We start from the raw sequence: 10411 nt of genomic DNA, 5'->3' as shown, positions 1-10411 counted from the left end.
GGCGCTGGCCCCCCCGCGGGCGCCGGCCGCCCGCCCGCCCCGGGCGCCCGCGCGGCGGGGGGGGGGGGCCCAGGGCGGGTGCCCTTCGGACGGACAAGGCCAGCGGAACAGGCCTAGCGGAACAGGCGGTCGCCGCTGTTGGCCATGCGGTGGGTGCCGCTGTGGCGGTTCACCCAGTCACGGACGAGGTTGATGGCGTTGGCGCACTGCCAGCTGTTGTCGTACTCGCGCACGCCGGTGAAGGCGCCGTAGCCGGCGATGATGCCGTCCACACCCGCGTCGCCGAGCAGCTTGTCGACGTACCACGGGTCGTTGTAGGTGGCCGTCCAGGACAGCGTGGCCGCGAGCCGCCCGGCGGCGCGGTCCCCGGCGCCCTTCTTCAGCTCCGCGCACGTGTTGTAGGTGGCCTCCGTGCAGTTGCCGAAGCCCTTGGTGATGTCGGTGTCGCCGTAGTCCATCGCCCGGTGACCGGCCGGGAATCCGGAACCGGACCGGTTGAAGGCGCCCTGGACCTGGTCGCGGGTGCCGGTGGACGTGATGCCCTCCAGCGGGCCGAGCTTGCCTTCCAGGCTCTGCCAGCCCCTGCCGCCGACGTCCGGGGTGTTGCCGCCGTGGTATTCGAAGAAGCCGTAGAGCACCTGGATCCCGGCGGCCGTCAACCGCTGCGCCTTGTCGCGCAGTCCGGCGACGCTGCACGTGCGGTTGGGCTGTTCCCCGCAGTAGTTCGGGTCCTTGATGTCCAGCCAGACCAGCGACAGCCGGCGTCCGGCGTTGGCGTTGGAGAGGATGCGGTCGATCATGCTGTCGAAGCTGGGGCCCAGGCGGTTCTCACCGGCCGAGGAACAGTCGTGGTAGGCGCGCCATTCGTTCGGGTTCCACCAGGCGCAGACGTCGATCTCGATGGCGTTGGCGCCGTGGCCGAGCGCGGCGTCCACGCCGTCCAGGGTGTCGACCCGGTGCGCGATGGCGTAGATCGCGTGTCGCGAATCGGCCGCCGCCGCAGGGGTCGTACCGAGCGCGGTGAGGCCGACGATCCCGCACAGTGCCGCCAGCAGCGCCAGCACCTTCCGCGCGCCGGTGCCGTGCCTGAGGTGAGTGGTCAAGAAACGTGCTCCTCGATGTCGGTGCCCTGATGCCGTCGCTGATGGACGGCCGCCCCCGATCCAGGACTGGTCATGTCCGCCTCAGTCTGCCACTGGTTCGTGCCCGGTACGGGGGGAACAGTGCAAATCCTCCGCTAAAGTCCGCCGCGCGAGGCCAACTCGGCCCGGAGCGCGGGCAGCTGCTCGTCGGCGGACTCGTGCGGCAGGAACTCGACCGGATCCAGGAAACGGAACAGCACCCGGCTCTCGGTGACGGCGTACTCGTAGTCGCCGAACCCGACCACCGCCCCCGTGCCGCCCCGCACCGCCCCGCGCACGCCCGCCGCCCGACCCGCCTCCGCGCCCCCCCGCGCCCCCCCCCGCCCGGGCGCCGCGCGCGGGGCGAGAGGCGGGCCGCCGGCGCCGCGCGCCGCCGCAGCCCGGCGCCGGGCGTTCGGCCGGGCCAGGTACGGGCACACCATCGCCGCGTAGAGCATGCAGGCCCGGTGGCCGGGCCCCTCCATGGTCGGCGCGAGGTTGCGGTACGGCCGCCCCTCGGCGAGCGCGGCCCCGATCGCCGCGCTCTCCGCCGCCCCGACCACGCGCCACACCGGGCCCCGGGCCATGAACCCCCCGCACACCGAACAGAGGCGCTCCAGCGCGCAGTTCGCGCTGCGCTCGTGGTCGGTCAACGCGAACTGCGGCTCGCCGCCACGCCAGGGCGTGATCGCCGGCACCGGATAGCCCCGGACGTCCCGGGGCCGTTCCCCCACCCGCTCCGGCATCGGCACGGCATCGAATCGCACGCCCCCATCCTTGCCGCCCCCCGCGCCGCTGTCGACCTCCGACGCGGCGGGGGGGGCCGCGCCGGGGCCGCGGCGCCCGGGGCCGGGGCCCGGGGCGCGGTGGGGGGGGGGGGCCCCGGGCCTCGGCTCCGACGGCGGATCAGGCCGACTCGTCCGGCGCCAGGGCGAGGTAGGTGAGCACCGCGCCGAGGGCGGACAGCGCGGCGAGGACCAGCCCGAGGACGTGCAGGGCGTCGGTGAACCCGGCGGCCAGGGCGGCCTGGTGCGCCGCGGCCACCCTGCCCTGGACGGCCTGCCCCGCGAGCTGCGCCGCCTCGTCGGCGGCGAGGCCGCTGCCGCCCAGGTGCGCGGCGGTCAGCGTGCTGAGCAGCGCGGCGGCCCCGGAGACGGCCACGGACTCCCCGGTGATCCGCATCGTGTTGAAGACGCCCGCGGCGGCCCCGGCGTGCTCGGCGGGGACGGTCCCGACGGCCGCGTCGTCCATCACCCCGAAGGCCAGCCCGACCCCGGCCCCGAATGGCAGCAGCGGCACCGCCAGCGCGAGCCACGACCCGTCGCCGCGCACCGTCACCAGCAGCAGGGCGCCCGCCGCGATCAGCGCGGAGGCCGCGGTCAGCACCGCCCGGACGGAGACGGCGGCGGCGAGGCGCCCGGCCACCAACGGCAGCAGGAGGACGGGCGCCGTCATCGGCAGCAGGAGCAGACCGCTGGTCAGGACGCTCCTGCCGCCCACGCCCTGGAGGTAGGCCGGGAGGTAGACCAGCAGCACGACGAACCCCAGGGTGACGGTGAACGGCTGGCACACCACGGCGAGGAACTCGGGCCTGCGGAACAGCCGGACGTCGACCATGGCGCGCCCGGCCCGGCGGACCTCCACCCCGGCGAACAGGACCAGCAGCAGCACCGCGCCCGCCAGCGGCAGCAGCGTGTCCGGCGCCGTCCAGCCGGCGGTGCCGGCCTGCACGAGCGCGTACGACAGCGCGGCGAGCCCGCCGGTGAAGCAGACCACCCCGGGCAGGTCGATCCCGGGGTGGTCCGGGTTGCGGGACTCCGGGGCCCGGGTGGCGCACAGCCACGTGGGCAGGGCCAGGACGGCGACGAGCAGGAAGACCGACCGCCAGCCGGCCGCCTCCACCAGCAGGCCGGCGGCCGGCGGCCCGATCGCCAGGCCGGTGCCGAAGGAGGTGCCGAGGATCCCGAAGGCGAGCCGTCGGCGCCGCCCGGAGGTGGACTGGGCCAGGACCGCCGCGCCCGCCGCCAGCACGGCGGCCGCCCCGCACCCCTGCACCGCCCGGGCGGCGTCGGCCACGGCCATCGACGGCGCGAGCGCCACCACCGCGGACAGCGCGCCGACCAGTGCGATCCCCGACAGCAGCACGCGCCGCCGGCCGATCCGGTCCGCGAGGCCGCCGGCCGCCAGCGGCAGGGCGGCGAAGGTGAGGTTGAAGGCGTTCAGCATCCACTGGGCGGCGCCCACCGAGGAGCCCAGCTGCGCGGTCATGCTGGGCAGCGCCACGGCGGCCCCGGTCACCGAGAACGGCAGCATCATGCTGGCGCAGCCGACCGCGGTGACGGTCGCCCAGTAGCCGCCCGGACCGCCGTCCGTACGCGGTGGGGGAGCGGCCGTGCCCGCTGGGTGCTCGGTCCGGGGCGGCGCGGCGCGGCGGGCGCCTTCGGGACGGGCGCCTTCGGGACGGGCGTCGTCGAGGCGGGGAGAAGCAGTCATGGCCCCGATCGTTCGCGGGCGCCGCCGCCGGATGAAGAGAGCCCCGTTCCCTGGGTGTGACAGGGCCACCCTCCGGCCCCCGCACCCCCGGCCGGGCGCCCCATACTGGAACGCATGGCCGAACCGATCACGCTCGCCGCCAGCCTCGGCGACTACCTGCGCACCCGGCGGGCGCTGGTGTCACCCGCGCAGGCGGGGCTGCCGCCGACCGGACGCCGCCGGGTGCCCGGCCTGCGGCGCGAGGAGGTCGCCGAACTGGTCGGCCTCAGCACCGACTACTACGTCCGGCTGGAACAGGGCCGCGCCGAGCGCCCGTCCGACGAGGTGCTCGACGCGCTCGGCCGCGCCCTGCGGCTCGGCCCCGCCGAGCGCGCCCACCTGTACGACCTGGCCCGCCCGCCCCGCCGCTCGGCAGCCAGGACGGCAGGCGCCGGACGGGACGGCGACGCCCTGCGCCCCGCCCTGCGGCGGGTCGTGGAGGCGATGCCGACCACCCCCGCGCTGATCATGAACGACCGCAACGACGTCCTGGCGTGGAACCGGCTGGCCGCCGCGCTGATCGCCGACTTCCCCGAACTCCCGCCGCGCGAACGCAACCTGGCCCGACGGATCTTCCTCGACCCGGGCGCGCCGGACGTCCACCTCGACTGGGAGGACGCCGCGCGCACCACCGTCGGCATCCTGCGGATGGCCTCCGGACGGCACCCGCACGACCCCGAACTCGTGCGCCTGATCGGCGAACTGGCACTTGGCAGCGCCGACTTCCGCCGGCTGTGGGCCGGCCACCACGTGCACGAGAAGACCCACGGCCCCAAGCGCCTGCGGCACCCCGTGGTCGGCGACGTGACGCTCGACTACGAGACCTTCCAGGCGCCCGGCGCCGCGCGCCACCTCCTGGTCGTCTACACGGCCGCCCCCGGGAGCCCGGCCGAGGAGGCGCTCGCCTTCCTCGGCGGCTTCACGGCCGCCGCCCCGGGCAGGTGAGCCGGGGCCGCCCGGTACCAGCAGCGCCTCCCGGCCGGGGTGCGGCGCTGCCCGGTGGTCCAGCAGGGCGGGGAGGGCGAGGGGCTCGGGGACGGGCGCGCGGACGGGACAATGGCGGGCGTGACAGACGTGACGCTGAACCTCTGGCGCCGGCCCCTCGGCGCGGTGCCGGCCGAGGTGTGGGACCGGACCGACCTGACCGTGCTCATCCTCGCCGAGACCGGCCTGACCGAACTGCCGCCCGAGGTCGGCAGGTTGCGACAGCTGCGCACCCTCGACCTCGGACACAACCGGCTCACCGGCGTGCCCGCCGAACTGGGCGAGCTGACCGGGCTCGCCGACTTCCTCTACCTGCACGACAACGTGCTGACCGGATTGCCGGCCGCGCTCGGCCGCCTCACCGCGCTGCGCTACCTCAACCTCGGCGACAACCGGATCACCGAACTCCCATCCGCCATCGGCGAGATGACCGCCCTGGTCGAGCTGCGCGCCCAGCGCAACCGGCTCACCGCGCTGCCCGACCGCCTCGGCGAACTGACCGCCCTGCGTGAACTCTGGCTGTGCGGGAACGACTTGACCACCCTGCCGGACACCTTCGGCGGCCTCACCGCACTGCGCGAACTCGAACTGCGGGACAACGCGCTCGCCGAGGTCCCGCCGGTGCTCGCCGCGCTGCCGCTGCTGCGCCGGCTCGACCTGCGGGGCAACCGGATCACCGAACTGCCGCACTGGCTGGCCGAACTGCCCGCACTGGAGAAGCTGGACCTGCGGTGGAACGAGGCGCGCCCCTCGCCGCGACTGCTCGCCGCGCTCAGCGCGCGCGGCTGCGCCGTCCTGTTCTGAGCGGCCGCGGATAAAGATCACCACGGCGGTCGGTGCCCTGTTATCGTGGATCGCATGAAGCGCGCTGCACTCGCCACGACGACGCCGGAGAGAGTCCCGGTGCGCTGACTGCTGACCTAGTCCGAAGCCCCGGGGCGAGTGCCCCGGGGCTTCGCCGTTTCCGGACCACTCGCCCGCCGACCCGAGTGGAGACCACCCCATGCACAACCGCGCCATGCACGACCACCGCAAGCTCGGCCGCGAACTCGACCTGTTCGACACCGACCCGCTGATGGGCTCCGGCCTGCCCTACTGGCTGCCCGACGGCGCCGCGATCCGGCACACCCTGGAGGAGTTCATCCGCGAGCGCGAGCGGCGGGCCGGCTACCGCCACGTGTACTCGCCGGTGCTCGGCAAGCGCGAGCTGTACGAGATCTCCGGCCACTGGGCGCACTATCGCGAGGACATGTTCCCACCCATGGAACTGGGCTCGGAGGAGATGGTGCTCCGGCCGAGCCTGTGCCCGCACCACGCCCTGATCTACCGCTCCCGGCCCCACAGCTACCGGGAACTCCCGCTGCGCATGGCCGAGTTGGGCGGCATGTACCGCTCCGAACTGTCCGGCGTGCTGGGCGGGCTGACCAGGGTCCGGGCGATCCAGCTGAACGACGCGCACGTGTTCTGCACCCCGGAGCAGGCCGCCGACGAGGCCGTCGCCGCACTGGAGCTGATCCGCGCGGCACACCGCGCGCTCGGCATCGAACCGGTCCGCTACCGGCTCTCGCTGCCCGGCGCGGGCGGCAAGTACGTGGCGGATCCGGCCCTCTGGGAACGGGCCACCGCGCTGCTCACCGACGTGCTGGAACGATCCGGCGTGCCGTTCGAGGCGGCGGAGGGCGAGGCCGCCTTCTACGGGCCGAAGATCGACGTGCAGATCGCCGACGGCGCCGGGCGTGAGTTCACCCTCTCCACCGTGCAGATCGACTTCCACCAGCCCGAGCGCTTCGGCTTGCACTACATCGGCCCGGACGGCGCGAAGCACCGGCCGGTGATGGTCCACCGCAGCGTGATCGGCAGCGTGGAGCGGGTGGTCGCCCACCTGATCGAGCTGTACGGCGGCGCGTTCCCGGCCTGGCTGGCCCCGGCGCAGGTGGTGCTGCTGCCGGTCTCCGAGGGCGAACTGCCGCAGGCCGAGCGGCTCCGGCAGCGCTGCCTCGACCTCGGGCTGCGCGCCGAGGTCGCCGGGCCCGAGCACGGCAGCCTGGGCGCCCGGATCCGGGCGGCGCGCCTGGTGCCGTACCAGGCCGTGATCGGGGCCAAGGAGGCCGTGGACGACCGGGTCGCGCTGCGGCTGCGGGACGGCCGCCGACTCGAACCGCTGCCCGCGGAGGAGGCCTGGGCCAGGATCGGCGCACTGGTGGCGGCGTGCAGCGCCGACCTCTGGGCGGACGACCCCGCGCGCCGACCGGGCGGGGCGGGTCAGTAGGACTGGAGCTCGATCAGATGGCCGTCCGGGTCCCGCAGGTGGGCGCTGCGCAGGTCGGGGCCCCACTGCGGCCGGTCGGTCGGGCCGACGACCGGGGTGCCGCCGTGCCGCAGGCAGAGGGCGAACGCGTCGTCCACGGAGGCCACCCGGAAGACCAGCATCGCGGCGTCCTGGGCGGGGGCGGCCGGGCGTTCGGGCAGGCCGGTGGCGCCCAGGGCGGCGGCCATCGCGGCGCGGTCGAAGAGCACCAGGACGGCCTGCCCGTCGACGTCCCAGTTGGCGTAGGGGCCGCCGGCGCCGCCCTTGACCAGGGCGGCGCCGGTGAGGGCCGGCAGGACCGCCCGGTAGAACCGGAAGCACTCGGCGAAACGGGTCACGAGCAGGCGGGGGTACAGGGCGTCCACGGTCGAAGCTCCCGGGCTCGAGGATTCATCGGGTCGGATCAGTCCGATATTAGTGGGTAGACACCCACTATAGGGACGGACCCTAGACTGACGCCATGGCCCCCGAACCCCTGCTCCCCAAACCCCCGCTGGCCGCCCCCTCCCTGGCCGCTCCCTCCCTGCCGCCGACGCTGCTCGACCTCAGTACCTACCTGCTCTCCCGGATCGGCCGGACGGCACGGGGGCGCCTCGCCGAGCAGCTCGCCGAACACGGCCTGCGGCTCTGGGACATGGCCGTGCTGGCCGCGCTCGCCGACTTCGGGCCGCACGCCCAGCGGGACCTGGTCCAGCGGCTGGGCATCGACCCGAGCGACCTCGCCAAGGTCGCCGACCAGCTGGCCGCCGCCGGGTACGTCGAGCGCGTCCGCGACCCGGCGGACCGGCGGCGGGTCTCGGTGTCGGTCACCGACGCCGGGCGCGCGCTGCTCGCGGAGCTGGACGCCCGGGCGCGCACGGTACAGGACGAGGTGCTGGCGCCGCTGGACGCGCGGGAGCGGCAGCTGCTGCATGGCCTGCTGCTGCGCGTCCACCAGGGCCAGGGGCCGGGGGAGCGGCGCGGCCTCTGAGGCCCGCTCAGCCGGCCGGCCCGGGGCGGCGGGCACCGGCGAACTCGCCGGCCCAGCGCGGGACGTCGAGGGCGTGCTCGACCCGGGCGACCAGCGTCCCGGTGCGCTCGGCGTGGATCATCGCGCCGTCGCCGACGTGGATGCCGACGTGGTGCAGCGGCGCGTCCGGGCGGGAGAAGAACAGCAGGTCGCCCGGGGCGAGGGCGTCACGCTCCACCGGGGCGCTGCGGTGGAACTGGGCGACGGTGTAGTGCCCGAGCTCGACGGTGCCGTGGCTGGCCCGGTACCAGCAGTAGAGGGACAGGCCGCTGCAGTCGAAGCCGACCGTGCTCTCGCCCATGCAGACGCCGTCCAGGTAGCCGTTCTCGTCGTCGCAGAAGCCGAGGCTCGCCCCCAGCCGGTCGCCGCCGCCCCAGGCGTACGGCACGTCGAGCTGGGCGGTGGCCACCTCGGCGACCCGGCGGCCCAGGGCGGCGGACGCGACCACCGGGGTATCCGACCGGGCCGTTGATGTCGCCGTCGCGGTCGCGGTCGCCATTGCGGCCGGGGTGAGGGCCGGGGCGAGCCCCGCCCCGAGTGCCAGGCCCAGCATCCGGCGTCGGCGGACCCCGGAGGCCTCGTCGCGGTACGGGGGTCGGGATTCCATGGGGGACCTCCTGGTGTCGGCGCGGCGTCGACCCGCGCGGGTGGCGGCCACCAGGATTCCGGCCGGGCGGGTCGGCCCGCCATCACCCGCAACGGTGAATCGTGGACGCAACGGCCCTGTGGTGGACGGGACAGCGCTGGTAAATGGTTTGACGGTCGCTCAGGAGAGGCCAACGATGGGCGCAAACGTTCGGCCACGACCCTTCGGAGTGCCCCTTGAACAGCGCAGTCAAGCTGATCCGCAGCTCCCGCCTCACCCCGGCCGTCGACTACGCCTATGCGGCCCTGGTCGAGGCCCCGGCCCGTTCGCTCTGGCTCGCCGGCGCCTGCCCGCTCGACGCCGAGGGGCGGACGGTCGCCGTCGGCGACTACGCGGGCCAGGCGCACCAGGTGATGCGGAACCTGATAACCGCGCTGGAGGACGCGGGTGCCGGGCTGACGGACGTCGCGCGGACGACGGTGTACGTGGCCTCCGCCGACCAGGCCGACCTGGTCGCGGTGTGGGACGTGTACCGCGCCTACATGGGGGAGCACGACGCCCCCAGCACGCTGCTGGGAGTGTCGGTGCTCGGCTACCACGACCAGCTGGTGGAGGTGGAGGCGGTGGCCGTCCTACCGTGACGCCTTCCGGCCCTCGGGTGTCCAAATGAGGAAACCGATCGTTCGGTTTTTCCCCGAATGTGTGATGTGTGGCGCCGGTGCCGCTTTCGATCGTCCGGCGAAGAAGCAGCGGCCCGTAGGCAAAATGCGGAGGATGCGGGCGGGAGGGAAGGAGCGTTTGAGGCGATTCCCCGACATCATCTTGTCGTCCGTAGGCCACCGGTAGCTAAGATACGGGGTGTTTGGTTTTGTTTTCCGGGAGCTCTGGGTGGGGTGGTTGCGGTGGTTCGGCAGGAGCGGGCGGTCCGGACGCGTCGGCTGATCCTGGAGGCGGCGGCGTCGGTCTTCGACGAGTTCGGCTACGAGGGCGCCACCATCGGCGAGGTGGTCGCGCGGGCCGGTGTGACGCGTGGTGCGGTGTATTTCCATTTCGCCTCCAAGCGGGATCTGGCCCAGGGCGTCGTCGAGGAGCAGTTCGTCCAGGACGGTGTGCCGGAACGGGTCTGCAAACTCCAGGAGTTCGTGGACACCGGGATGGTGGTGGCCTATCTGATGCCGCGTGATCCGCTGCTGAGCGCGGGGGCCCGGCTCTCCCTGGGCCAGGACGTCTTCGACGACCTCGGCGGCGGCGCGATCCCCGGCTGGATCAGCCGGCTGGAGGCGCTGCTGGTCGCGGCCGGCGAGCGGGGCGAACTGCTGCCGCACGTCGTCCCGGCCGACACCGCGTGGCTGGTCACGGCGGCGTGGACGGGTGTGCAGATCCAGTCGCAGAAGCTCTCCGGGCGTGCGGACTTGGAGCGGCGGGCCGCCGGGCTGTTCCAGCACCTGATGCCGAGCATCGCGGTGCCGGGTGTGCTCGGTTCGCTGCAGATGGGCCCGGACCGCGGTGCCCAGGTGGTCGCCGAGGTGGCGGCCGCCCGCGCGGCGGCGGAGGGCGCCGGGGCGCAGGGTGGGGCGCAGGACGGGGCGCGGTCGGCGGCCCGGGCGGTCGCGGACGAGGTCGGTGTGGGCTGACGGTCCGGCACCGGCCGGAAATCGCTGCGGCTGGTGCGGAGTTGACCGGGGCTCGGCGACCCCCTGCTCGCGGGGGCGTCCGGGGGCGTCCGGGGCCGTCCGGGCGGTTTCCGGGCGGTGATCGGCCGGCTGGCGGCGGGCGCGGGGGGGGGGGGGGGGGGGGGGTGGGGGGGGGGGGGGGGGGGGGCGAGCCCGCCTCCGGGTTCTCCCCACACACCGCGGGCGGCGGTGGGGGTG

Annotated in this window: 11 protein-coding genes; 6 read left to right on the top strand and 5 right to left on the bottom strand. The window is 74.8% G+C overall.

All coding sequences use genetic code 11. The features are described from left to right. Positions 1-113 precede the first annotated feature (113 nt). The 3 genes from ACFV6I_RS23430 to ACFV6I_RS23420 form a co-directional block, all read right to left on the bottom strand. On the bottom strand, positions 114-1103 hold the full coding sequence (locus tag ACFV6I_RS23430) for a hypothetical protein (protein ID WP_063350563.1): 990 nt from the start codon (positions 1101-1103) through the stop codon (positions 114-116). Positions 1104-1237: 134 nt separating this feature from the next. Continuing rightward, entirely contained in the window at positions 1238-1888 is a 651-nt protein-coding gene (locus ACFV6I_RS23425) for a hypothetical protein (RefSeq protein WP_380427447.1), read from the bottom strand. A 139-nt stretch (positions 1889-2027) separates the two neighbouring features. Further along, the gene (locus ACFV6I_RS23420; RefSeq protein ID WP_380427445.1) at positions 2028-3614 is read right to left on the bottom strand and encodes an MFS transporter; all 1587 of its coding nucleotides are present in this window, start codon (positions 3612-3614) and stop codon (positions 2028-2030) included. A 114-nt stretch (positions 3615-3728) separates the two neighbouring features. Between ACFV6I_RS23420 and ACFV6I_RS23415 the strand changes: the two genes are divergently transcribed. The 3 genes from ACFV6I_RS23415 (at position 3729) to thrS (ending at position 6906) form a co-directional block, all read left to right on the top strand. Further along, a complete protein-coding gene (locus ACFV6I_RS23415; RefSeq protein ID WP_063345989.1) occupies positions 3729-4598 on the top strand; it encodes a helix-turn-helix transcriptional regulator in 870 nt (289 codons plus the stop codon). A gap of 120 nt (positions 4599-4718) precedes the next feature. Further along, positions 4719-5441 carry a leucine-rich repeat domain-containing protein gene (locus tag ACFV6I_RS23410; RefSeq protein ID WP_380427443.1) on the top strand — a complete coding sequence of 241 codons (723 nt, stop codon included), beginning with the start codon at positions 4719-4721 and terminating at the stop codon, positions 5439-5441. Between the two features lie 214 nt (positions 5442-5655). Further along, positions 5656-6906: a threonine--tRNA ligase gene (thrS, locus tag ACFV6I_RS23405; RefSeq protein ID WP_380427453.1), complete on the top strand. Its 1251-nt coding sequence runs from the start codon at positions 5656-5658 to the stop codon at positions 6904-6906. On the opposite strand, the gene ACFV6I_RS23400 is transcribed toward thrS, so the two are convergent. After that, entirely contained in the window at positions 6900-7310 is a 411-nt protein-coding gene (locus tag ACFV6I_RS23400) for a VOC family protein (protein WP_380427441.1), read from the bottom strand. The genes thrS and ACFV6I_RS23400 overlap by 7 nt on opposite strands. Before the next feature lie 95 nt (positions 7311-7405). On the opposite strand from ACFV6I_RS23400, the gene ACFV6I_RS23395 reads away from it, so the two are divergent. After that, positions 7406-7915: a MarR family winged helix-turn-helix transcriptional regulator gene (locus tag ACFV6I_RS23395; RefSeq protein ID WP_380427439.1), complete on the top strand. Its 510-nt coding sequence runs from the start codon at positions 7406-7408 to the stop codon at positions 7913-7915. A 7-nt stretch (positions 7916-7922) separates the two neighbouring features. Here the strand turns inward: ACFV6I_RS23395 and ACFV6I_RS23390 are convergent, their stop codons facing one another. Beyond that, entirely contained in the window at positions 7923-8561 is a 639-nt protein-coding gene (locus ACFV6I_RS23390) for a C40 family peptidase (protein ID WP_380427437.1), read from the bottom strand. Positions 8562-8776: 215 nt separating this feature from the next. On the opposite strand from ACFV6I_RS23390, the gene ACFV6I_RS23385 reads away from it, so the two are divergent. Both ACFV6I_RS23385 and ACFV6I_RS23380 read left to right on the top strand, forming a co-directional pair. Further along, positions 8777-9181, top strand: a complete 405-nt coding sequence (locus tag ACFV6I_RS23385; protein ID WP_380427435.1) for a RidA family protein — start codon at positions 8777-8779, stop codon at positions 9179-9181. Between the two features lie 261 nt (positions 9182-9442). Beyond that, positions 9443-10174 carry a ScbR family autoregulator-binding transcription factor gene (locus tag ACFV6I_RS23380; protein ID WP_380427433.1) on the top strand — a complete coding sequence of 244 codons (732 nt, stop codon included), beginning with the start codon at positions 9443-9445 and terminating at the stop codon, positions 10172-10174. Positions 10175-10411: the final 237 nt, after the last annotated feature.

The organism is Kitasatospora sp. NPDC059803, assembly GCF_042732255.1.
In the GTDB taxonomy this organism is placed as follows: Bacteria; Actinomycetota; Actinomycetes; order Streptomycetales; family Streptomycetaceae; genus Kitasatospora.
Note: the sequence above shows the minus strand (reverse complement) of the source record. Positions and strands in the feature narration are given on the sequence as shown.